This window comes from Devosia sp. YR412 (assembly GCF_900110945.1).
Taxonomy (GTDB): Bacteria; Pseudomonadota; Alphaproteobacteria; order Rhizobiales; family Devosiaceae; genus Devosia.
Genome location: NZ_FOFL01000001.1, coordinates 1,238,844 through 1,260,827 on the forward strand (window position 1 = coordinate 1,238,844; position 21,984 = coordinate 1,260,827).

23 protein-coding genes and 1 riboswitch are annotated in these 21,984 nt (G+C 64.5%); of the genes, 8 read left to right on the top strand and 15 right to left on the bottom strand.

What is annotated here, in order from left to right; genetic code table 11:
* Window positions 1-6 precede the first annotated feature (6 nt).
* Together BM045_RS05935 and cobA are read right to left on the bottom strand one after the other, a co-directional pair.
* A complete protein-coding gene (locus tag BM045_RS05935; RefSeq protein ID WP_244522886.1) occupies window positions 7-1,296 on the bottom strand; it encodes a cobyrinic acid a,c-diamide synthase CobB in 1,290 nt (429 codons plus the stop codon).
* On the bottom strand, window positions 1,289-2,125 hold the full coding sequence (cobA, locus tag BM045_RS05940; RefSeq protein ID WP_092180521.1) for a uroporphyrinogen-III C-methyltransferase: 837 nt from the start codon (window positions 2,123-2,125) through the stop codon (window positions 1,289-1,291). The genes BM045_RS05935 and cobA overlap by 8 nt, the downstream gene beginning before the upstream one ends.
* Before the next feature lie 68 nt (window positions 2,126-2,193).
* Between cobA and BM045_RS05945 the strand changes: the two genes are divergently transcribed.
* On the top strand, window positions 2,194-2,922 hold the full coding sequence (locus tag BM045_RS05945) for a cobalt-precorrin-6A reductase (protein ID WP_092180522.1): 729 nt from the start codon (window positions 2,194-2,196) through the stop codon (window positions 2,920-2,922).
* Here BM045_RS05945 and BM045_RS05950 read toward each other — a convergent pair.
* Window positions 2,856-3,287 carry a cobalamin biosynthesis protein gene (locus tag BM045_RS05950; protein ID WP_092180524.1) on the bottom strand — a complete coding sequence of 144 codons (432 nt, stop codon included), beginning with the start codon at window positions 3,285-3,287 and terminating at the stop codon, window positions 2,856-2,858. The two genes, BM045_RS05945 and BM045_RS05950, sit on opposite strands and share 67 nt — an antisense overlap.
* Window positions 3,288-3,526: 239 nt before the next feature.
* On the opposite strand from BM045_RS05950, the gene BM045_RS05955 reads away from it, so the two are divergent.
* Both BM045_RS05955 and BM045_RS05960 read left to right on the top strand, forming a co-directional pair.
* Entirely contained in the window at window positions 3,527-4,468 is a 942-nt protein-coding gene (locus BM045_RS05955) for a cation diffusion facilitator family transporter (RefSeq protein ID WP_092180526.1), read from the top strand.
* Between the two features lie 171 nt (window positions 4,469-4,639).
* Window positions 4,640-5,110 carry a hypothetical protein gene (locus BM045_RS05960; protein ID WP_092180528.1) on the top strand — a complete coding sequence of 157 codons (471 nt, stop codon included), beginning with the start codon at window positions 4,640-4,642 and terminating at the stop codon, window positions 5,108-5,110.
* Here the strand turns inward: BM045_RS05960 and cobO are convergent.
* The 6 genes from cobO to BM045_RS05990 form a co-directional block, all read right to left on the bottom strand.
* Window positions 5,107-5,748 (bottom strand): cob(I)yrinic acid a,c-diamide adenosyltransferase, encoded by a 642-nt coding sequence (gene cobO / locus BM045_RS05965; RefSeq protein ID WP_092180530.1) that lies wholly within the window; start codon window positions 5,746-5,748, stop codon window positions 5,107-5,109. The genes BM045_RS05960 and cobO overlap by 4 nt on opposite strands.
* Window positions 5,745-9,455 (bottom strand): cobaltochelatase subunit CobN, encoded by a 3,711-nt coding sequence (cobN, locus tag BM045_RS05970; RefSeq protein ID WP_092180532.1) that lies wholly within the window; start codon window positions 9,453-9,455, stop codon window positions 5,745-5,747. The genes cobO and cobN overlap by 4 nt, the downstream gene beginning before the upstream one ends.
* A gap of 3 nt (window positions 9,456-9,458) precedes the next feature.
* Window positions 9,459-10,517 carry a cobalamin biosynthesis protein CobW gene (gene cobW / locus BM045_RS05975; RefSeq protein WP_092180534.1) on the bottom strand — a complete coding sequence of 353 codons (1,059 nt, stop codon included), beginning with the start codon at window positions 10,515-10,517 and terminating at the stop codon, window positions 9,459-9,461.
* Entirely contained in the window at window positions 10,514-11,275 is a 762-nt protein-coding gene (locus tag BM045_RS05980; RefSeq protein WP_092180536.1) for a CbtA family protein, read from the bottom strand. Before BM045_RS05980 ends, cobW begins: the two co-directional genes overlap by 4 nt.
* Window positions 11,276-11,299: 24 nt before the next feature.
* Window positions 11,300-11,485: a CbtB domain-containing protein gene (locus BM045_RS05985; RefSeq protein ID WP_092180538.1), complete on the bottom strand. Its 186-nt coding sequence runs from the start codon at window positions 11,483-11,485 to the stop codon at window positions 11,300-11,302.
* 37 nt (window positions 11,486-11,522) lie between these two features.
* Window positions 11,523-11,733, bottom strand: a riboswitch (cobalamin riboswitch).
* A 25-nt stretch (window positions 11,734-11,758) separates the two neighbouring features.
* Window positions 11,759-12,391 carry a hypothetical protein gene (locus BM045_RS05990; RefSeq protein ID WP_092180540.1) on the bottom strand — a complete coding sequence of 211 codons (633 nt, stop codon included), beginning with the start codon at window positions 12,389-12,391 and terminating at the stop codon, window positions 11,759-11,761.
* Window positions 12,392-12,488: 97 nt separating this feature from the next.
* Between BM045_RS05990 and BM045_RS05995 the strand changes: the two genes are divergently transcribed.
* Together BM045_RS05995 and BM045_RS06000 are read left to right on the top strand one after the other, a co-directional pair.
* Complete coding sequence (locus BM045_RS05995; RefSeq protein WP_092180542.1) at window positions 12,489-12,743, top strand: DUF2164 domain-containing protein; 255 nt, start codon at window positions 12,489-12,491, stop codon at window positions 12,741-12,743.
* 72 nt (window positions 12,744-12,815) lie between these two features.
* The gene (locus BM045_RS06000; RefSeq protein WP_244522887.1) at window positions 12,816-13,172 is read left to right on the top strand and encodes a DMT family protein; all 357 of its coding nucleotides are present in this window, start codon (window positions 12,816-12,818) and stop codon (window positions 13,170-13,172) included.
* A gap of 30 nt (window positions 13,173-13,202) precedes the next feature.
* Here BM045_RS06000 and aztD read toward each other — a convergent pair whose 3' ends face one another.
* On the bottom strand, window positions 13,203-14,387 hold the full coding sequence (aztD, locus tag BM045_RS06005) for a zinc metallochaperone AztD (protein WP_092180546.1): 1,185 nt from the start codon (window positions 14,385-14,387) through the stop codon (window positions 13,203-13,205).
* A gap of 287 nt (window positions 14,388-14,674) precedes the next feature.
* Window positions 14,675-15,619, bottom strand: coding sequence for a zinc ABC transporter substrate-binding protein (locus tag BM045_RS06010; protein ID WP_092180548.1), 945 nt, complete (start codon window positions 15,617-15,619; stop codon window positions 14,675-14,677).
* 105 nt (window positions 15,620-15,724) lie between these two features.
* On the opposite strand from BM045_RS06010, the gene BM045_RS06015 reads away from it, so the two are divergent.
* From BM045_RS06015 to BM045_RS06025, 3 genes are read left to right on the top strand one after another with little or no spacing between them, the layout of a single operon-like run.
* Window positions 15,725-16,558, top strand: a complete 834-nt coding sequence (locus BM045_RS06015) for an ATP-binding cassette domain-containing protein (protein WP_092180550.1) — start codon at window positions 15,725-15,727, stop codon at window positions 16,556-16,558.
* Entirely contained in the window at window positions 16,548-17,366 is an 819-nt protein-coding gene (locus BM045_RS06020) for a metal ABC transporter permease (RefSeq protein ID WP_092181006.1), read from the top strand. Before BM045_RS06015 ends, BM045_RS06020 begins: the two co-directional genes overlap by 11 nt.
* A complete protein-coding gene (locus BM045_RS06025; RefSeq protein WP_092180552.1) occupies window positions 17,356-17,772 on the top strand; it encodes a Fur family transcriptional regulator in 417 nt (138 codons plus the stop codon). The genes BM045_RS06020 and BM045_RS06025 overlap by 11 nt, the downstream gene beginning before the upstream one ends.
* A gap of 191 nt (window positions 17,773-17,963) precedes the next feature.
* Here BM045_RS06025 and rsmD read toward each other — a convergent pair whose 3' ends face one another.
* The 4 genes from rsmD to lspA all read right to left on the bottom strand — a co-directional run bounded on the left by rsmD (window position 17,964) and on the right by lspA (window position 21,982).
* Entirely contained in the window at window positions 17,964-18,527 is a 564-nt protein-coding gene (rsmD, locus tag BM045_RS06030) for a 16S rRNA (guanine(966)-N(2))-methyltransferase RsmD (RefSeq protein ID WP_092180554.1), read from the bottom strand.
* Window positions 18,528-18,530: 3 nt separating this feature from the next.
* Entirely contained in the window at window positions 18,531-20,492 is a 1,962-nt protein-coding gene (locus BM045_RS06035) for a pseudouridine synthase (protein ID WP_092180556.1), read from the bottom strand.
* Window positions 20,493-20,595: 103 nt separating this feature from the next.
* Window positions 20,596-21,315, bottom strand: coding sequence for a hypothetical protein (locus tag BM045_RS06040; protein ID WP_139198722.1), 720 nt, complete (start codon window positions 21,313-21,315; stop codon window positions 20,596-20,598).
* 73 nt (window positions 21,316-21,388) lie between these two features.
* On the bottom strand, window positions 21,389-21,982 hold the full coding sequence (lspA, locus tag BM045_RS06045) for a signal peptidase II (RefSeq protein ID WP_244522888.1): 594 nt from the start codon (window positions 21,980-21,982) through the stop codon (window positions 21,389-21,391).
* Window positions 21,983-21,984: the final 2 nt, after the last annotated feature.

The window sequence follows — 21,984 nt, forward strand, 5'->3', positions numbered from 1 at the left end:
GACCCGTTATGCCGCATCCACCACATGGGCGTAAGAGCCCATGACGCGGCCGATCACGGCCCCCATCGGCGGCAGCACCTCGCCCCGCGCATCGGCCGCCGCAAACAGCGGCGCCAGGCGGGATTGCCTGGCCGACGAGTAATGAAATTCATGGCCATGCAGGCGCCCCGGCCAAGGCAGGTCACCGGCCTGCAGCAGCCGGCGATAGCCGAGGATGCGCTTGGGCCGGTCGATGCGAGTGGTAACCGGCAAAAGGCCCGCCATGGCGTGGCCCTGCCCGGCTTTGTCGACCAGCGTTTCGCCCAGCACCATGAAGCCACCGCACTCGCCATAGATCAGCGCATCGCGGTCTCGCGCGGCAATGAGGCCGGCCTTGAAGGCGCTGGCAGCCGCGAGTTTTGCGCCGTGCAATTCGGGATATCCCCCTGGCAGGAAGACGGCAGTACAATCAGCGGATGGCGCTTCGTCGGCCAGCGGAGAGAAAAAGCTGAGCTCGGCGCCCATGGCGCGCCAGCCGTCGAGCAGATGGGGGTAGAGAAAAGCGAAGGCATCATCGCGCGCAATGGCGATGCGCTGGCCGAGTGGCGCGAGGGGCGACGGAGGTGCGTCGCCCTCGGCGATCGGCGTGGCGAGGGACAGGAGTTTTTCGAGATCGACGTAATTGCCGATGGTTTCGGCGGAGGTGTCGATGAAAGTCTCGAAGGCCGAAACTTCGCCGGGCAGGACGAGGCCGAGATGCCGCTCCGGCACGACGAGATGGCTGTCGCGCGGAATGGCGCCGAGGCAGGCGATGCCGGTGGCCGCCACGGCATCGACCAGCATGCGCTCATGCTTGGTCGAGGCGACGCGGTTGAGGATGACGCCGGCCACCCGCACGCCCGGCCGCCAATTGGCAAAGCCGGCCACCAACGGCGCAACCGACTGACTCTGGCGCTCGGCATCGACGACCAAAATGACAGGTAGTTCAAGCAGTTCGGCCAGGTCTGCCGTGGAACCGGTATTGTCGGCCGCGCCATCGAACAGGCCCATGACGCCTTCGACCAGCAGCAGATCGGCGCCGGTGGCCTGCATGGCCGCCAGCGCTTTCAGCCGCGCCGGGCTCATCGACCAGGGGTCGAGATTGACCGCATCGCGCAGGGCGGCGCGGCTCAAAAAGGCCGGATCGATATAGTCGGGGCCGGTCTTGGCGGGGGCGACCACCGTGCCGCGACGACGCAATGCCGCGAGCAGGCCCAAAGTGATGACCGTCTTGCCCGAGCCGGAGCGCGGTGCGCCGATGACCAGGCCCTTAGCCAAACACATGCCTCCGGGCTTCATCGACATACCAGTCGAGAGTCTGACGATAGGCGTTGACCGGGCCGAGCACGACAACGGCCGGCGTCGGCACGTCAACCAGCGTATGGGCCTCGGCCAGCGTCGTCTCGATCACCGACTGCTGCGGCGTCGCGGCATGCGAGACCAGCGCGAGGCGATCATTACCATCGCGCCCCGCCGCCAGCAGCTTTTCAGAAATCGTGCCGAGATGCTTGACCGCCATGAACATGACCACCACCGGCGCCGCCCTGGCCACTGCAGGCCAGTCGACCCCACCGGGCACAGCGCCATTTTCGTCGTGACCTGTCAGAAAGATAACCGCCTGGTTGGTCTCGCGATGGGTGATCGGAATGCCGGCATAGGCCAGCCCGCCCAGCCCCGAAGAAATCCCCGGCACGATACGGAACGGCACGCCAGCCTGCGCCAAAGCTCCCGCCTCTTCGCCGCCCCTGCCGAACATGAAGGGGTCACCGCCCTTGAGCCGAAGCACCTTCTTGCCGGCCTTGGCCAGTTCGATCAGCTGCAGCGAAATATCAGCCTGCTTCGGCGACGGCTTGCCTCCCCGCTTGCCCGCAAAGACCCGAAGGGTCCTGGTTGGTGCCATGGCTAGCAGGTCGGGCGAAACCAGCGCGTCATGCACGATGACGTCGGCCTGTCCTAAACCATGATAGGCCAAGAGCGACACCAGCCCCGGCCCGCCCGGCCCGGCGCCGACCAGCCAGACCGTGCCCGGCTGCATAGCCGGAAAGTCCGCGCTGTCGAGCGCCGCAAAATGGCCCGATGGTCGCGATTTTCTGAACCAGCGAAACATCAGAGCGACCGCCCTTGAGACGGCGCAACGGAATGGGCAGAGTGGGCCCGAGGAGATTTGCTGCAGCAATGAAGATACTGATCCTGGGCGGAACGGCCGAAGCGCGCGAACTGGCCAATCGGCTGGTGGCGCAAGGCCATGACGTGACCACCTCGCTGGCCGGCCGCACGCAGGACCCGATCCTGCCCAAGGGCGGCTTGCGCATGGGCAAGTTTGGCGGCATTCCGGGGCTGGCGGCCTATCTGCGCGCTGCCAGTGTGGACCATCTGGTCGACGCGACCCATCCCTATGCCGGGCAGATTTCGGTCAATGCGGTCGCCGCCGCGCAGGCGGTCAATGTGCCGCTGCTGCGCTTCATGCGGCCGGCCTGGGAGCAGCAATTGGGCGATGACTGGCTGACGGTCGAGACCGCGGCGGAAGCGGCGGCCGCCCTGCCCTGCAATGCCGACGTGCTGCTCACCACCGGCCATACCGGGCTCGAGCATTTCCTCCAGCGCGACGATTGCCAGTTCGTGGTGCGCACCATCGAGGCGCCGGCACAGGAGCTGCCGCATCATGCCAGCCTGTTGCAGACCCGCCCGCCCTATGGGCTGATCGACGAAATGGCGCTGATGGAGCGCGAGGGCGTCACTCATCTGGTCACCAAGAATTCGGGCGGCAAGCAGACGGCGTCAAAGCTCGAGGCGGCGCGGCGGCTGGGCGTGAAAGTCATCATGATCGCGCGGCCGGTCTATGGCCCGGCCAATGAGGTGGCCAGCGTCGATGAAGCCATCGCAGCGCTCGGACTGGCGGGCTGACCAAAACCTGAGAGATCAAAACCGGGCGCGGCCAAAGCGATAGCGCAGGTGGCATAGCGCGACTTGCGCTTGCCCAGCAGCAGCGGACCGGCCGCAGCGGCTACCGCCTCGCAGGTGCCCGGAACGCCCGGGGCAAGATCGTCGTCATCGAGGAATCGGAGTTCCAGATCGAAATGCGCCGCCGCCTGCATCAGGGCAAGGCTGTCGCGCTTGCGGACATGGGTGCCCATAGCGGCGATCTGGCTTGCATGAAGATTGGCTTCCGAAAGACACATTTCGATCAGGCCGATGATCTCGCGCGGCTCGGCTGCAGTGGCGCAGCCAAGGCCGATCACGATCGGAACATCATCGGGAATCGTCGTCATCAAACGCCTCTCAAAACCAAGAGGCAGGTTCAGCTCAAGACCGTTGCAGCTCCGGACTTGGTCCCCGATTTGGGTCGACCGCACCGAATTCTGTTTCAGTTCCGTCACGGGAACTCTGCGCCGTTCCGTTCTAGGCGGCCAGAAGCGCGTGGTCAATCAATGGCTTGCCCGCATTGCGTGACAGATCGGAATGCTTTTGAAAATGATTTGCAAATTCAACGACTTGCAGCCACCGCGCGATGGGTCTATGGGCAGCGCTCCACGCATTTCGGGGCAAGACCTTGGCTATCACCGCAAACCGAACCCTGGCTATCGCCGCGGGGAGCCTCGTCGTCGGCCTTGTCGTGCTCGGCCTCAAATTCCTCGCCTGGTATGTCACCGGCTCGATCGCGCTTTATTCCGATGCGCTGGAATCCATCGTCAATGTGGTGACCGCCATTGTCGCGTTGATCGCCGTGCACCTGGCGCAGCGGCCGGCCGATGCGACGCTGCAATATGGCTATCACAAGGCCGAGTATTTCTCCGCTGTTATCGTCGGGGTGATGATCATCGTTGCGGCGATCCTGATCCTGCGCGAAGCCTATTTCGGTTTCCTGTCGCCGGAAATTCCGGAGTCGCCGATCCAGGGCCTGATCATCAGCGTCGGCGCGACTGTCATTAACGTGGTCTGGGCACAGATCCTGATCCGGCAGGGCCGCAAGGTGCGTTCGCCGGCACTGGAAGCCGATGGCAAGCATCTGATGACCGACGTGGTCTCGACCATTGGCGTGCTGATCGGTCTCGGCCTCGTCATCCTGACTGGCTGGGCGCCGCTCGATCCGATCCTCGCCGCGCTGGTCGCGGTCAATATCCTGTGGTCGGGTTGGGGCGTGATCCGCGAAAGCGTCGGCGGGTTGATGGATGTCGCGGTGCCGCCCGAGACCGGCAAGACTATCCGCGAAGTCATCGCCGCCAATGCCGATGGTGCCATCGAGGCCCACGACATCCGCACGCGGCAGGCCGGCAAGATGACCTTCATCGACTTCCACCTGGTCGTGCCTGGCGCGATGACGGTGGAAGCCGCGCATGAAATCTGCGACGGCATCGAAGCCAAGCTGCGCGAGGCCGTGGAAGATGTGCAGATCACCATCCATGTCGAGCCGGAGCAAAAGGCCAAGCATTCGGGGATCGTGGTGCTTTAAGAGAGTCCTTGTCGGATACCCCCATCTAGCCTCCCCCTGAAAGGGGGGAGGAGCCGATCCAGTGTGGGACTCGATTTGTGACAACCACCGGCCAGATTCCTCCACCTTTTCAGGGGGAGGCTAGGTGGGGGTATTCTTGCTTCTTGTAATCAACGCAGGCAGAATTTCGCCATGCGTATCCTTGCTCTGCTGCTCTTCGCCCTCATCACCATCCCAGCCCTGGCGCAGGACTGGCGCGCCTACGACAATGCCCGCTTCGGCTACAGTGTCGAGATCCCGCCCGGCTTCCGCAGCCTGGGCGAGAGCGAGAGTGGCGACGGCCAAGGCTTTATCAATACCAGGACGCCAATCGAACTGCTGGTCTGGGGCGGCAACCTCGCCGGTGATTTCGAGACCGAAGTTGCCCAGCGCATGGCCTGGTCCGAGGCCGATGCGTGGAACATCACCTATCAGGCCGTGACGCCGCGCTGGGCAAGCTATTCGGCCGTCAAGGGCTCGCGCGTGCTCTACGAACGCCTGGTCTTGCTCTGCGACGACACCAGCTACGCCGCCTTCCGCGCCGAATATTCGGTCACAGAAACCGCCGACATGAACCAACCGATCGAGCGGATGGTTCAGTCCTTGCGCGGCAACGGCTGCTAAAACTCGATGCCCTTTTGCGCCTTCACGCCAGCACGGAAGTGGTGCTTGATCTCGGTCATTTCGGTCACCAGATCGGCGATCTCGATCAGCTCGTCCTTGGCATTGCGGCCGGTGACGATGACATGGGTGTCCTGGGGCTTCTGCTTGAGGAATTCCACCACTTCCTCGATGGGCAGATAATCGTAGCGCAGCACGATGTTGAGCTCGTCGAGGAGCACCAGCTTGTAGCTGGGGTCCATGATCAGCGCCTTCGCCTGCTCCCAGGCTTTGCGCGCTGCGGCGAGGTCGCGCTGGCGGTCGGCGACGTCCCAGGTAAAGCCCTCGCCCATGGCATTGATGGTGACCAGCTCGGGGAATTTGTCGAGCACGTCGCGCTCACCGGTCTCCCAGACGCCCTTGACGAATTGCACCACGCCGACCCGGAAGCCGTGGCCAAGGGCACGGAAAACCATGCCGAAGGCGGCCGTGGACTTGCCCTTGCCCTTGCCGGTGTGGACGATGAGCAGGCCCTTTTCCTGGGTCTTGGTGGCGAGGATCTTGTTCCGCGCTTCCTTCTTTTTCTTCATCTTTTCAGCGTGATAGGCATCGCGTTCGGCCTCGCTCATCAGGTCGGTCTTCTTGGCCGGTTTGTCACTCATGCGGATTTCTCCAGATAGGCGTAAGCGGAATTGGAGCGCGGCACCCAGAGGCCGCGCTGGCGGGCGTCGTTGAATTTGGCGATCAGCTCGTCATAGCCGTGGGCATTGGCGGCTTTGAGCCAGTCGCGGGTGGCGTCGTCTTCGACAAAGGCCTCGAAGGCGAGGTCGAAATGATGCGTCTTGACCGCGCCCGTGGTGGCGGCGAAGGCAAACATGAAATCCACCGTGGCGATGATCTCGAAGGCGCCGCGATAACCGTGGCGCTGCATGCCGACGAGCCATTTTGGATTGACCACGCGGCTGCGCATGACATGGGAGATTTCTTCTTCCAGCGTCCTGATCAGCGGGCGCTCGGGGCGGGAATGGTCGTTGTGATAGGCGGCGGGCTGGCGACCGGTTAGCGTCTCGGCGGCAGCAGAAAGGCCGCCGGCGAATTGGTAGTAATTGTCGCTGTCGAGCAGGTCGTGTTCGCGGTTGTCCTGATTGTGGATCACCGCGTCGATATCGGAGAGGCGGGCGGCGAAGCGGTCGCGTTGCGGCGTACCGGCGGCCTTTGCGCCATAGGCATATTGGCCCCAGTCGAGCGCCTGCTGGCCGAGGTCGGCCTTGGACGTCCAGGCTCCGGAGTCGATCAGCGCATTCAGGCCGGTGCCGTAAGTGCCTGGCTTGGAGCCAAAAATCCGATGGCCCGCGGCGGCTTCGTCGCCGCCTTGAGCGATCAGGCCGAGGGCATCGGTCCGCATGGTGGCGGCGATGGGATTGTCGTCAGTGGGCTCGTCCAGGGCGCCGATAGCGCGGATGGCGCGGTCGAACAGGGCGATCTGGGCCGGGAAGGCGTCGCGGAAAAAGCCGGAGATGCGCAGGGTGACATCGACGCGTCGGCGGCCGAGTTTGGCCAGTGGAATGATCTCGTAGCCGGAGACGCGGAGCGAGCCCGGGTCCCAGACCGGCTTGGCACCGATCAGCGCCAGGGCCTGGGCAATGTCGTCGCCGCCGGTGCGCATATTGGCCGTGCCCCAGACCGACAGCGCGACCGAACGGAGGTGATGGCCGTGGTCCTGCAGATGGCGCAGCACCAGGCTTTCGGCGGATTTTTTGCCGAGCTCCCAGGCAGTTGGCGTGGGGACGGCGCGGCTATCCACCGAGTAGAAATTGCGACCTGTGGGCAGTACATCGAGCCGCCCGCGCGAAGGGGCGCCAGAGGGGCCGGGGCGGATGAATTTGCCGTCTAGGCCATCGAGCAGCGCCTGCATTTCGGCGGGGCCGGAGGCGGCGAGGCGGGGGCGTATCAGGGTTTCGACGGTATCGAGAACCGCAATGGTGCCGGTCCAGGATGGATCGGGCGGTGTGCCGGTGACCAGGTCGGAGGCGATGGATTCGAGATGCTCGACCACGTCGCCCATGGTCCGAATTGTCGCCAGATGAACGGATTCTGAACGCGCAATCGGGGGGCCGGACCAGGGCTCGCCGAGCTTGGCCGTCAGAGGGTCAAAACCGAGCTTGAGATCATCGGCCAAAGCGCGGATCAGAGAACTATCCCCGCTTCCCTCGCCGCGCGGTACTCTGGCCAGAGCGACGATAAGATCGCGTTCGAGATCACCCTGCGGCGACTGGCCGAAAATGTGCAGGCCGTCGCGGATCTGCGCCTCTTTCAGATCGCAGAGGAAATTGTCGATCTTGATCAGCGCCTCGGTCTCGTCCTCGGGCAGGCCGATATCGCGGTCGAGGCGTGAGTCCCGAGTGAAATCGAGGATGCGGCGCCTGAGATCGGCGAGGCGACGGCGGTCCATGCCGGAGGCGGCGTAATATTCGTCGAGCAAGGCCTCGAGGTCTTTCAGCGGCCCATAGGTTTCGGCGCGGGTCAGCGGCGGCACCAGGTGATCGATGATGACGGCGCCGGTGCGCCGCTTGGCCTGGGTGCCTTCGCCGGGGTCGTTGACGATGAAGGGGTAGAGATGCGGCAGTTGCCCCCAGAGGGCGTCGGAATAGGAGGCGCCGTCGAGGGCAGTGGCCTTGCCGGGCAGCCACTCCAGCGTGCCATGCTTGCCATTGTGGATCAGCGCATGGGCGGAAAACTCATGGCGCAGCCAGAGGTAGGCGGCGAGATAGGCATGCGGCGGGACGAGCGCCGGATCGTGATAGCTCAGGGTTTCGTCGAGCTGATAGCCGCGGGCGGCCTGGAGCAGGACGGCGATATTGCCGAAGATGAGCGCGGGGAGATGGAAGGTCGTGTCGCGGACAAAGGGATCCTCGGCCGGGTCGCCCCAGCGTGTGATGACGTCGTGCTGGATTTTGGCCGGGAGCTTGGCGAAGAGGGCGCGATAGCGGGCGAGGGTTAGCTGGGCAGGGGATGAGCCACGCGAGGGGTTGGCATTGGTGGGGCCGGACTGGAGCAGGGCAATGAGAGCCTCGCCATCAGCAGGCACAGCCGAGGCGCCATAACCTGCCGCTTCCAGCGCCTGCAGCATGCGCACCGTGGATTCCGGCGCGTCATAGCCGACTCCATTGGCGAGGCGGCCGTCGCGGATCGGGTAGTTGGCGAGCACGAGGGCGATCTTGCGGTCTGCCCGCGATGTGGCGCGGAGGGTGGCGTAGTTCTTGGCCAGAGTCACCGCGCGGGCAATGCCCGAGGCGTCGGGGGTGTAGCTGGTGAGCGGCACCTGGCAGCGCTCGTGCCAGATGGCGTCCGCCTTGTGGCCGACGATGAGGCCGCCGAGACGGCCATCGACTTCGGGCATGACGAGGAACATCGCCATGTCTTTGGAGCTGAGACCCTGGCTATCGGCGGCCCATTGCGCTTCGGAACGGCCGGACTGGATCAGCTGGATGACAGGGGCGTCGCAGGTTGCGAAGGGGTTGGACTTGTCGTCGAGGCCGTCGATGCCGAGGGAGAAGCCGGTGAGGTTGAAGATGGCGGCAGGTGGGAAGGCGGCCAGCGCGTTCTGAACGAAGCGGATGCAGGCGGCTTCCTTGAGGGAGGAGACCAGCAGCGGGACCGGGTTCAGGCCCCGGGCTTCGAGTTCGGCGATGAGGGCGGCGATGGTATCGGTGCCGGCGCCTTCGAGGGCGGCGCGATAGAAGAGGATGGGGATGTGGGCAGCGCCGGGCTGGTGCAGCGCGCGCAGGCCGGCTTCGTCACTCATGCCGGCGGTCGGGTGCCAGAGGCCGAAGCGGGCGAAGGGTTTGGGCTCAAGATTGGCCAAGGCCCCCTCACCCGGAGGGAGAGGGGCAGACAGAAGATTGAACGCCGCGAGGATCGTGTCGGCATTGTCCGGGCCGCCGGCGATGAAGAGGCTGTGCAGCCTTGTCCAGTCGCCAGGATGCACGCTCGAGCGCGACTGCAGGATCGGGTCGGGATTGGCGTCGCCGGGCAGCAAGGCCAAGGGTATCTTGCGGTTGGCGCAGAGCGCCGTCAGCTCATCGACGCCATACTGGAAATAGGCGGCGCCGCCGATCAGGCGGAGCACCACCAGCCGCGCTTGCGCCACCGTCTGTTCCAGCCACAGATCGACCGAAAGATTGTTGGAGAGCCGCAGCGTATTGGCGAGGCGGAGTTCTCCCTCCCCTGCCCGGTCGGCGGCGCCGGCCAGCATGGCGAGTTCGCTATCGGCCGAGCTGGCGAAAACCAGCGCCCCGGGGCGCTGGTTGAGGTCGATGGCCTCGCCCTCCTGCTGGATGGCGCCGGCCTGGGCGGAGAGGAGATGCATGCGTTACGCGGCGACCTTGGTCGCGCGCTGCAGGCTGGCCTTGATGGCTGCGTGGTCGAGCGGGCTTTCGCCGATCACGACCAAAGCGGTTTCGCGGAGTTCGCCGTCTTTCCACGGACGGTCGAAATAGGCGGTGACGCGGGGGCCGACGGCCTGGATGGCGAGGCGGGCAGCAGCGCCGGGAATGGCGGCAAAGCCTTTGAGACGCAGCACGTCATGGTCGCGGATGGTCTGCTCGATGATGGCGAGAAGGTCGTCCTTGCTCTCAACGCCGGGGATTTTCAGCGAAAAGCTGTCGAAATCGTCGTGCTCGTGGGTCTCGCCGCCATGTTCCAGCTCGTGATGGCTGGGGCGGTTGGCGATGTCGTCCTCGCTGCCCATGCCCATGCCGAGCAGTGCGGCGATATCGACATGGCCATTGCGGGCATGGATGACGCCGACGCCGGGGCGCAGTTCGGCGCGGATATTGGCCTCGACCTTTTCCAACATGGCGGCATCGACCAGGTCAGCCTTGTTGATGATGACCAGGTCGGCCACCGAGAGCTGGTCCTCGAACAGTTCGCCCAACGGGGTTTCGTGATCGAGCATTTCGTCTTGGCGGCGCTGCGCGTCGACGGCGGCTTCGTCCGAGGCAAAGCGGCCTTCGGCCAAAGCCGAGGCGTCGGCCACAGTGACGATGCCGTCGATGGTCACCTGCGCCTTGATCTCGGGCCAGTTGAAGGCGCGGATCAGCGGCTGCGGCAGGGCGAGGCCGGAGGTTTCGATGACGATGTGATCGAACTTTTCCGGGCGGGCCAGCAAAGCCTGCATGGTGGGGATGAATTCATCGGCCACTGTGCAGCAGATGCAGCCATTGGAGAGCTCGACCATATCCTCTTCGCGGCAGGTCTCGTCGCCGCAACCGGCGAGGATATCCTTGTCGACGCCGAGATCACCAAATTCGTTGATGATCAGCGCGATGCGCTTGCCCTTGGGGGCATGGGCCAGCAGGTGACGGACCAGCGTGGTCTTGCCGGCGCCGAGGAAGCCGGTGATGACGGTGGTGGGGATTTTGGTGGTCATGCATGGGCTCCATTGGGGATGGCGGCGCTGCGGGTGGCGAAGACATCGCTGAACTTACCGAACAGCGAGCCGAGCAGCAGCCAGAAGACGAAAGACGTGCCCAGAGTAATGGCGGCAAATTCTGTCGCCAGATGGGCAGGCACGCCGCTCGGCTCATCGGGCGCGACCGGCGCGCCGATAATATGGGGCGCAATCACCAGCAGGGCGGCGACGGCAAAGGCCCAGCTGGCGCGGGTCTTGGCAAGGAGGAGAATGGCGCAGCCGGTGGCCAGCGCCGTGCCAACCCACCAGATCTGCCGGGCGACGAGATCGGCGGCCGGCATGCCGGGCAGTTCGGGGGCGAGGCCATAGGCCGGGGCCAGCGAGAAGGTCAGGAATCCTGCAAGGCCCCAGAGGAAGCCATTGGCGAAGGTGACCGGGATGTTGGCGAACATCGACACGGCGCCGATGACCAGCGCAAAGCCGGCGGCGGCCAGCACGGTGGCCAGCGTCGTATAGGCGGTGCGCTCGAAGCCGTCCTGCGGCGCCCATTCTTCGGCTTCGACGGCAGCAACCACATCGTGGCTATGCGCCGGGGTGCCGGGGGCATCGACATGGTCGGCGACAGCGGCTGCTTCGCCATGGCTATGACCGCCTTCGCCCTCGAAGGTTTCGGCGTGCAGGATAATCGGGGTGACGCGGAAATGCTGGATCGCGGCTGTGACCAGGCCAGCACAAATGGCTGCGAGAAGCGCAGCGGCAAACAGATTGCGGATCATTTCTATACTCTCTGATCGCCTGCCTTAGTGGCAGGGGAAGCCCATGGCGTGGCGGGTATCGTGGGCGCCGTTATGCAGGCGGAAATCGCCGGCAAAGCCTGTGCCGACCAAGAGGGTCAGCCCAAGCAAAAGCGCCAGCGAACCGGCAATGAGACGCTGGGAAATCGAGAGCGACTGCAGGCCAGTCGAGGTAGTGGTCGTAGTATTCATGGCAGCACCCTCCGTGCGCGGAATAGTCTTGGGCTTTTCGCCCGGTTCGTGTGCTGGCAGGTCTCCTGGCTCGCGGTGGATATAGGGTCCTCGCCTTCCCGGCATGCGCCAGTGGCAGTTGAGAACCCGCACCGCTTACAGTTGCGGGGGCAGCCACGGTTTTGCGCCCTGATGGGTACGTCGCACCGTGTTCCCTTTTGATCCCTCGGGCACAACGGCCGTCGGAAACCAACACGAGAGCAGCGTTACGCTCTCGTGGCGGCATGGTCAATTCTAATAGGCATAGTCTTCGCTGGCATAGCCGAGGCTGACCTGTTCGACGCGGACGTCGAGCACTTCCAACAGGCCTTCGCTGGAGGGGACTTCCACGTCGCCAGAGATCGGCGTGACGTCGATGGCACCCGAGACTTCATCGGGCGGGGTGAAGCGGAGATTGACGTAGCAATCGCCCTCGACGCCACTCAGATTGCCGCTGTCGAAACCGGCTGAACCGCCATAATCCCACCAGAAGCCGCTGAGCGTGAAGGGTTCGCCATTGATGGCTTCGACTTCCGCCACTGTAATGCCGATGCGGATGCCGAAGGGTCCGGTCTGCGAGGGCGAGAGGCGGATGCTGCTGGCATCCTTTTTCGCATCCTCGTCGAACCACGAGAACACCATCGTGCGCTCGGGATCGTCCGGGAAGACGGTGGTGGCGAGATAAGTGCTGCCCTCGGGGCCATCGACCGGGCCGGTGACGACATTCTCGGCGCCAAAGGTCTCGATGACCCGCGCCTCGGAACTGTCGGCGCCATAGACGCCGGCGCAGGCGACCTGTTCGGGCTTGGCGCCGGATTTATCCTTGGCCATGGTGGGCGTCGCGACCAGCGCGACGCAAATCGTGCACAGAAAAACGCGGGCGAGCATAGGTGTGTTTCTCCTCAAGGCGCTGATTTTGACGCAAATCGCGACGCCCGACAATCAACGACTCGCCGTATGAACCGGCGATGAAGGAGATTTTCAGATGAAGCCGATCAAGTTCAGCAAGGAAGAGAGCAAGGCCATCGTCGGCGAGATCCAGGACTATTTCCGCCAGGAGCTGGACAGCGATATCGGTGCCATTCCGGCCGAAATGCTGATGCAGTTCTTTGCCGACAAGATGGGCGCCTATTACTACAATCGCGGCGTCTATGACGCGCAGGCGGCGCTCAAATCGCGCATGGATAGCCTGCATGACGATCTGTATGCGCTGGAGCAGCGGACGAACCACCTTAGATAAATCGGGCTTTCCCGGCGCGGGCCTTATGGCTAAATGGCGCGCCGGATTGACCGGTTCGTTCAGGAGGAAGCCTTGGGCTTCAACTTCGCCACACTGGCACCCATCGGGCTGCTGCTTGCATCCAATATCTTCATGACCTTTGCCTGGTATGGGCACCTGAAGTGGCCCAGCTCGGCGCTTTGGGCGGCAGTGATGATCAGCTGGGGCATCGCCTTCTTCGAATATTGGCTGGCCGTGCCGGCCAACAGGATCGGCGAGGCTGTCTATTCGCCGTCTGAGCTCAAGACCATCCAGGAGGTGATCTCGCTGTCGGTGTTTGCCGTATTTACGGTGTTCTACTTTGGCGAGAAGCTGACGCTCAACCACGGGGTAGGCTTCGCCCTGATCGGGCTGGGCGCGTTTTTCATCTTCAAGGGGCCGTTGAAGTAGCCAGCCCGGCAAACCGGGCTGGCTTGGGCGTTAGTGCACGGTCCCTGCGCCACCGACGGCCACGATATTGTACGGCGCGCCTTCTATCGGGAGCGTCCGCGTCTCGGTGAAGCTGGCGATGTCGATCAGGTGGACTTCGCTCTCATTCGGGTCGGTGACCGCAACCACATCACCGGCCACGGCGATACGGGGGCGTGGTAGGGCCCAGTCGCCGTCCATGGAATAGGGTTCGGTGACCGCAAGGGACTGCACGATCGCGCCGGAGACCACGTCGAGCTGGTTGAGCTTGCCGTCCTCAGTGAAGATATAGGCGAACTTCGGCCGGATCGGATCAACCGCGAAATGCACGCGGCGGGTCGGCAGGTCGACGAGGCGAAAAGGCTCAGCCTCGGCCGGGTCGATGATGGCGACGCGGTCGGCGCCGTAATTGCCGAGGAAATACTGCATGCCCACGCCGCCGAGGAAGGTGGTGGACTTACCTTCGGGCAGACCGGTGTAGGCCAGCTTTTCGATCTGCGGTTCGCCGGAGCCGGAGACGATCAGCACGCCGTCGCCGCAGCCGACGATCACCAGATTGCCCGAGGTGGCCTCGCCATGCAGGTCCGGGCAGGCATGGGTTTCGCCGACCTGGTTGCCGTCTTTGTCGAGGACGTTAAGGCCGATGCGGGGCTTCTTTTCGTCATCGGCATTGGCGAAGGAGGTCAGCGTGTAGTCGCCCCAGGGGACGGCGACGCCGTGGTGGGCCGTGCCGCTGTTGCGCTCTTCGGTGACGAGGGTGCCGTCATGGGCCCAGGCGTGGGCGTCGAACAGGCTGATCAGGCCAGAGCCGTCGAAGAACAGGGCCGACTTGCCGCCGTGCTCGACGAAATGGGCGGGCTTTTCACCGGTCAGGGTCGCTTCGATCAGTTTGGGATCGGTGATGGTGATGTCGCCATGATCGCCGTGGTCTTCCAGCGCAATGCCGCTGTCGATGACCGAGACCTGGTTGCCGGCGCCCTGCACGGCAAAGACTGCGCCGTCGGTGGTGTAGAGGGTGGCCGGGCTGGCCAGGGGGAAGCTGGCGAGTGTGTCGCCGGTCGCAAGGTCGAGGGCGGTGACTTGTGGCTTGGCGTGATCGGCGATGAACAGGCGCCAGGCGGCGGCGTGGTCATCGGCGAAAGCAGGGGCGGTGATGGCGGTGGCGGCGAGGAGGGGCAGGAGGAAGCGAGCGTGCATGGTGGCTCCGATATGTTAGCACGTTACAGATGGGGGCGAGGTTTTGGGCATGGGTGGGCGTTGGTTTAGCGCAAATGATACCCACCCACGGTGTCACCCCGGCCTTGAGCCGGGGCCCATCTCGAGATGCTACCGTCGCCGCAAGGTCGTTGTGATAGCCACTGCTACCTTGCGGCCGTGACCCGATCTCGTGATGGGTCCCGGCTCAAGGCCGGGATGACATCGCGTGTTTGGATTCGCTTTGTGTGAACAGCTCTCTCAGCCGCACTTGAGCGAAAAACCGAGAACTAGCTCAAGCACTCCACGAGGCTGGTGGCGAGGCCGCGGAGGAGGTTGGGGTAAAGATCCACACCCTCGTCCAGCGCGCCACCTTCCGGATCCAGCACGCCTGACTTGGCCTCCGTCCCTTCGGTGATCGCCTTGATGATCGTTGGTTCGAAGTTCGGTTCGGCGAAGACGCAGGTGGCGCCCAGGGTGGCGACCTTTGCCTTGAGTTCGTCGATGCGGGCGGCGCCGGGGGTTACGTCGGGGGTGACGGTGACCGAGCCGGCGACGTCGAGGCCGAAGCGGGATTCGAAATACTGGTAGGCGTCGTGGAAGACGACAAAAGGCTTGTCGGCGACCGGAGCCAGGGTGGCGGTGATCTCGGCTTCGAGCGCGTCGAGCTTGGCGTTTTCGGCCTCGGCATTGGCCTGATAGGCGCTGGCGTTTTCGGGATCGGCTTCGGAGAGCGTGGTGGCGATCTGGGTGACCATCAGCTTGGCATTTTCCGGATCGAGCCAGAAATGCATGTCGCCTTCGCCGTGTTCGTCATGGGCGTGGTCATGGCCTTCATGGTCGTGATCGTGATCCTCCCCCCCATGCGAATGCGCTTCGAAGGCGCCGCCTTCGCGGACGGGGAGAAGCGCGATGCCGGGGGCGTCGGCGAGTTCGACCACCGTGGCTTTGCCGGCGAGGGTTCCGAGCGCCTCGCCGAGGAACAACTCCATGCCATGACCAGTCCAGAACACCACGTCGGCCGTTTCCAGCGCGCCGGCATCGGAGGGGCGCAGGGCATAGGTGTGGGGCGAAGCCGAGCCCTTGACGATCAGCGTCGGTTCGCCGACGCCCGCCATGACGGCGGCGACGAGGGAATGCACCGGCTTGATCGAGGCCACGACGTTGGGCGCCGCGAAGGCGGTGGAGGTGAGCAGGGTCGCGGCCAGAAGGATTGTGGGGGCGAGCAATTTCATCGGCAGAGACCTCTTGAAGACGTGAAGCTATAGCGTGATATGTTATGTTATTACGCTTGAGTGGTGTTATGCTATAACGTATTGAAGGGCGTCAAGGGGTTTTAGATGGACGCAAGGGCACAAAGAGAAACGCTGATCACGCTCAGCAATGCGGGCGTGTCGCGCGGCGGTCGCACGCTGGTGAGCGGGGTCGACCTGACCATTGCGCGCGGTGAGATCGTGACGCTGATCGGGCCGAATGGCTCGGGCAAGTCGACCACGGCCAAGCTGGCAACGGGCGTACTGAAGCCCTCCACCGGCACGGTGGTGCGCAAGCCAGGCCTGCGCATCGGCTATGTGCCGCAGAAGCTGACGATCGACTGGACGCTGCCGCTGACCGTCGATCGGCTAATGACGCTGACCGGGCGGTTTTCGGCTGCCGAAATCGATGCGGCACTAGAAGCCGTTGGGGCGCGGCGGCTGCTCAAGGCGGCGGTGCAGGAACTGTCGGGCGGGGAATTCCAGCGCGTGCTGTTTGCCCGGGCGATGATCCGCAAGCCCGACCTCCTGGTGCTGGACGAGCCGGTGCAGGGCGTCGATTTCTCAGGCGAAGTGGCGCTTTACGAATTGGTGCGACAGATCCGCGACACGACGCAGAGCGGGATCCTGATGATTAGCCATGACCTGCATGTGGTGATGGCCGAAACCGATACGGTGATCTGCCTCAATGGCCATGTCTGCTGCCGCGGCACGCCGTCGATGGTCAAGCGCAGTCCGGAATATCTCAAACTGTTCGGCGAGCGGGCGGCGGGATCGCTGGCCATCTATCAGCATCACCACGACCATGAACATCACGACGATGGCTGCGTCACGCCCCAGGGGCATGCCCACGAGCATCATCACGATCACACAGGTGATCATGGACATCACGACCATGCGGGGCATGACCATGTTCGGTGACTATTTCTCCCGCGCGCTGATTGCCGGCATGGGGCTGGCGCTGGTGGCGGGGCCGCTGGGCTGTTTCGTCGTCTGGCGGCGCATGGCCTATTTCGGCGACACCATGGCCCATTCGGCGCTGCTGGGCGTGGCGCTGTCGATCCTGCTGTCGGTCAATATGACGCTGGGCGTGTTCGCCGTGGCAGCTTTGGTAGCGGGGGCGCTGATCGTGCTGCAGCGGCAGGCGACGCTGTCGACCGACGCGCTGCTGGGCATTTTGAGCCATTCGACGCTGGCCGTGGGGCTGGTGCTGGTGGGCTTTCTGACCACGGTGCGCATCGACCTGATGGGCTTCCTGTTCGGCGATATTCTCGCCGTGTCGGTGGAAGACATTGCCATCATCTATGGCGGCGGGCTGGCCATCCTGCTGATCCTGATCCTCGCCTGGCGGCCGCTGCTGGCCTCCACCGTCAGTCCGGAATTGGCAGAGGCGGAAGGCCTGCGGCCCGAGGCTAGCCGGCTGGTGCTGATGATCCTGATGGCGTCGGTCATTGCCATTGCCATGAAGCTGGTCGGCGTGCTGCTGATCACCTCGCTGCTGATCATTCCGGCGGCGACGGCACGGCGGCTGAGCGCGACGCCGGAAATGATGGCCGTGGTGGCGGCCGTGCTCGGCGCCATTGCGGTGGTCGGCGGGCTGTTTGGATCAAGAACGTGGGATACCGCGTCGGGGCCATCGATTGTGGTGATGGCTCTGCTTATATTCCTGGTGTCGCTGGCGGTTCCCGTCACGCGACTGTTCGGCAGAGGTGAGACCCATGGCGCATAGTCACGACGTTCCGAGCGATTTGACGCGCAACCAGGGCCTGGTGCTGGGGGCGCTCAACCATTCCGAGGGGCCGCTCAGCGCCTATGACATTCTCGACAAGCTGCGGGCCGATGGCCTGCGGGCGCCGCTACAGGTCTATCGCGCGCTCGACAAGCTGGTGGAGCGCGGGCTGGCGCATCGGCTGGAGTCGCTCAATGCCTTTGTCGCCTGTGCGGATGAGCATTGCCACCGCAAGGGGCTGATTGCCTTTGCCATCTGCGAAGGCTGCGGCAAGGTGGATGAATTTGCCGATGCGGTGATCGAGGAACGCCTGGGCGAATGGGCCGGGGCCAAGGGCTTCAAGGTCGAGCGGACGACGATGGAGATTCGGGGGAAGTGTGGGGTTTGTCTAGCGGCTGCGGCTTAGGCTGAGGGCCATCCAGACCCACGGTGTCATCCCGGACCCACGGTGTCATCCCGGCCTTGAGCCGGGATCCATCTTGAGACCGCTCCACAGCCGCAAGGTGGCGGTGATCAGCAATACGACCTTGCGGCTAGACCGACATCTCAGGATGGGCCCCGGCTCAAGGCCGGGGTGACACCGCGTTTGTGGAGCGTCTAGGCGGTCTCACCAAACGTCAGGAAATGTACCGCCGCTGCGCCATACTCCCGGCGATCATCCAGCATGAATCCCTCCGGGATCACCACCTCAGCCTCGACACTTTCCTCAAACACCAGCGTCGCCCCAGGCTTCAGCCAGCCGCCTTTCGCCAGCCCCGCTAGCGCCAGTTCCCCCAGACCCTTGCCATAGGGCGGATCGAGAAACACCAAGTCGAACTGCCCAAACGTGCCGGGGGTGCCGAGGTCCGTCGCATCGCGGCGCAGCAGCTTGGTGATGCCCCCTGCCCCGAAGGCTTCGATGTGGTCGCGGATCAGGCCGCGCGATTCGGCGCCCATGTCCACGAAGGTGACATGGCTGGCGCCGCGCGACAGGGCCTCCAACCCCAGCGCGCCGGTGCCGGCGAAGAGGTCGAGCACGCGCACCCCATCGAACACCGGGCCGAGGCGGCTGGCGAGGATGTTGAACATGCTCTCGCGCACCCGGTCCGCCGTCGGGCGAATGCTATCGTCCGACGGAGAATTGAGCTGCTTGCCGCGGAATTTACCGGCAACGATACGCATGGCTTAGCCGCGCGGCTTGCGCGGACCACCGGTCGGGCGGCCGGCACCACCGGACGGACGGCCACCGCCACCCGAGGGGCGACCGGCGCCGCCGGACGGACGACCGCCAGCCGAGGGACGGCCACCAGCGCCGCCAGCGGGACGAGTGCCGGGCTTGCCACCGAAACCACCCGGCTTGCCGAAGCCGCCGGGCTTGCCAGCACCACCGGGGCGCGGGCCACGGGCGGGGGCAGCGCCGTCGCGCTTGGGCATGGGCTTGCCATCGGCGCGCATGCGCGGCTTGCCATAGGTCTTGGCCTCGGAGCCGAATTCGTCACGACCCGGACGGGCCGGACGATCACCGCGCGGCGGACGATCGCCAAAGCTCGGGCGGTCGCCACGCGGCGGACGGTCGCCGAAGCTCGGACGTTCGCCACCCTCGGGACGGAAACGCTGCGGCTTGTCGGAGAAGTTGCGGCCGGGCCGCTTGGCCTCGCCCTTGAAGGCGGCGCCTTCACCGCGTTCGCTATCGGGCCGCACGCGTGGCGTGAAGGCCGGGCGCTCGCCGGCACCGGCGTCTTCGCGACGCGGACCGCGCGGCGTGCCGACAAATTCACGGCCCTGCGGCGGACGCGAACCGCCTTCGGGACGCGGACCGCGCGGGCGATCACCGAATTCGGGACGCGGGCCGCGTGGCTTGTCGCCAAAAGCCTTCTTGTCGCCATAGGGCTTCTTGTCGCCATATGGCTTTTTATCGCCAAAGCTCTTCTTGTCGCCAAACGGCTTCTTGTCACCGAAGGACTTCTTGTCACCAAAGCTCTTGCCGGCCGGCTTGGGCGCGGCCTTGCCGAAAGTCTTGGCGGACTGGTCGTCGCGGTCTGGACGCGTCACGATACGGGTATTGCGTTTGGCCACGAATTCCTCCGGCGCACGGCCGTCTTCGTCAAAATGGATATGCCGCGGCGGCGGCGCATATTCGTCGTCCTGGCGCTCGTCGCGCTTGGCCATCGGCTTGCGGCTGTCGAAACGGCCGGGGCGATCCTGGCGCGGACGGTCGGCGCGCAATTCTTCCTCTGTCTTTTCCGCACCATCGGTGAAGCGGAAGCGCTGGCGGGCAATTTCGACCGTATTGGTGCCGCGGCCGGTCAGGCGATCGCGGGTCGGCTTGCCGACCAGGGCATTGGCCTCGGCGGGCATTTCGCTGTCGAAATCGACATCGGCCGCATCGGCAAGCTTCTTGCCGAGCTGGTCGCGAAGCATTTTCGCCTTGATGGTCTCGATACCGCCGACAGGAATGTCGCCGAGCTGGAACGGGCCATAGGAGACGCGGATCAGGCGATTGACCTCGAGGCCGAGCGCGCCGAGGACATTCTTGACCTCGCGGTTCTTGCCTTCGCGCAGAGCTATGACCAGCCAGACATTGGCGCCCTGCTCGCGCTCGAGCGTGGCTTCGATGGCGCCATATTTGATGCCGTCGATCTCGATGCCGTCCTTGAGCTTGTCGAGGGCCTGCTGGGTCACCGAGCCATGGGCGCGCACGCGATAGCGGCGCAGCCAGCCGGTGGCGGGAAGTTCAAGCACGCGCTTGAGGCCGCCGTCATTGGTCAGCAGCAGCAGGCCTTCGGTATTGATATCGAGGCGGCCGACGGTGACGACGCGCGGCAGGCCGTGGGTTTCCAGATGTTCGAAAATCGTCTCGCGACCTTCGGGGTCCTTCTCGGTGACCACCAGGCCGGCCGGCTTGTGGTAGAGCCAGACGCGGGTGCCCTGGCGAGCGGCGAGCGGCGCGCCATCGACCAGGATCTTGTCGCGATCGGTCACGTTGAAGGCGGGGGTGAGCACCTTCTTACCGTTGACCACGACGCGGCCTTCGGTGATCCACACCTCGGCATCGCGGCGGGAGCAAAGCCCGGAGCGGGCAATCACCTTGGCGAGGCGATCGCCGGTATCGGGCTGGGTGGGTTTGTCGGTCGTCTTGTCGCTCATGGCGGCATTCTTTCTATCATGCGGGACCCAAAATGGGCGGCGCGGAAAACGCGAAGCGGCCGGATAATCCGGCCGCTTGCAAAGGGTAGACCTGACGCTGGCGTCAGAGCTTGGTTTCGGAGTCGTTGAGCGAAACGCCCTGGCCGCCACCGGTACCGCCGGGGGTCAGATTTGGCGTGGCGCGAATACGGGCATCCTGGATGGCCTTGCGCACGGCCGGGGGGCAGCGCGCATCATTGAGGGCGACAACGTCGCCATTGCCCACGGCGCAGACCAGGTCGGCATCGCCAACGCGGGTGAAATATTCATCCGGCGGCATGTAGAGCGCGCGATTGGAACTGTTGACGGCAACGTCGCGATTATTGGCCTGCATGCGGGCGGTCAGCGTGCGGGCTTCCTGCTCGGTCAGCGGACGGCCGGCGACATTGCGCAGGTCGACGACCTTGGCATTGCGCAGGCGCGTGATGTCGGCTTCGCTGAGATTGGCGGTATCGATCTGGACGGTGTCGCTATTGGCCGGCAGCTGGGCCTTGGCGCTGGCGGTGCTCGGCGCCGGCAGGGCCTGACCGGAAGCCGGCAGCGCAAGTGGCGCGCGAGCCGTGGTCATTTCTTCCTTGGCCTCTTCGCCGGGGATGAGGCCGACGCCACGAGCCGTGGAGGTCATGACCTCGCGCTCGAAGGTGCGGAAGTCGCCCATGGCATTGGTGCCTTCGGCAGTCGTGCAGGCGGTGAGCGCCAGCGCGAGCACGATGGCCATGCCAGCCGAAGCGGCGCGGCCAAGGGCACGAAGAGCAGTGTGCTGCCCGGTCAATCCAATCTGCATGAGACGTCCTTCACGATGTCGGCGGCTTATAACGCACTTTGCCGGTTAAAACCAGATTCAGGCAGGACGATGTTCACGCGGATGATTTGCTCGGCCGCAGCTTGGTGAGGCCCGACAGATCGAGGATCAAGAGGATCACGCCGACGGTGATGGCAACGTCGGCAATGTTGAAAATATAGAAGGACCAAGTGCCCCAGTGCAGGTGGAAAAAGTCCGCCACCGCTCCATAGATCAGCCGGTCAATGGCATTGGACAGGGCACCACCGATGCAGAAGGCGAGACCGAGCCGCACCAGCGCTGAATCGGCGCGCACCCACCAGATCGACAGCGCGACGATGGCCACCAGCATGACGACCCCCAGAACCCAGGCCGGCAGGTGGTCGAGCATGCCGTAGGAAATGCCGGTGTTCCACACCAGCACGTAGTCGAAGAAGTCGGTGACTCGAACGATCTCTCCGCCGCGCCAACCGGTCATGGCGAAGGGCACATAACTGGTGAAGACCTCGACGCAATTGGAGGCGCCTATAGCGATGCAATCACCCGAAACCGCAAAGGCTTTGTGCGCGCGGTCGAGGCCGAAAGCGAGGATCGCCATGGTCAGGGATATGTAGACGGAGGGCTGCAGCCATCCGCGAACGGCGGCAGCCTTGTCGTTATTCGCCGCCACGG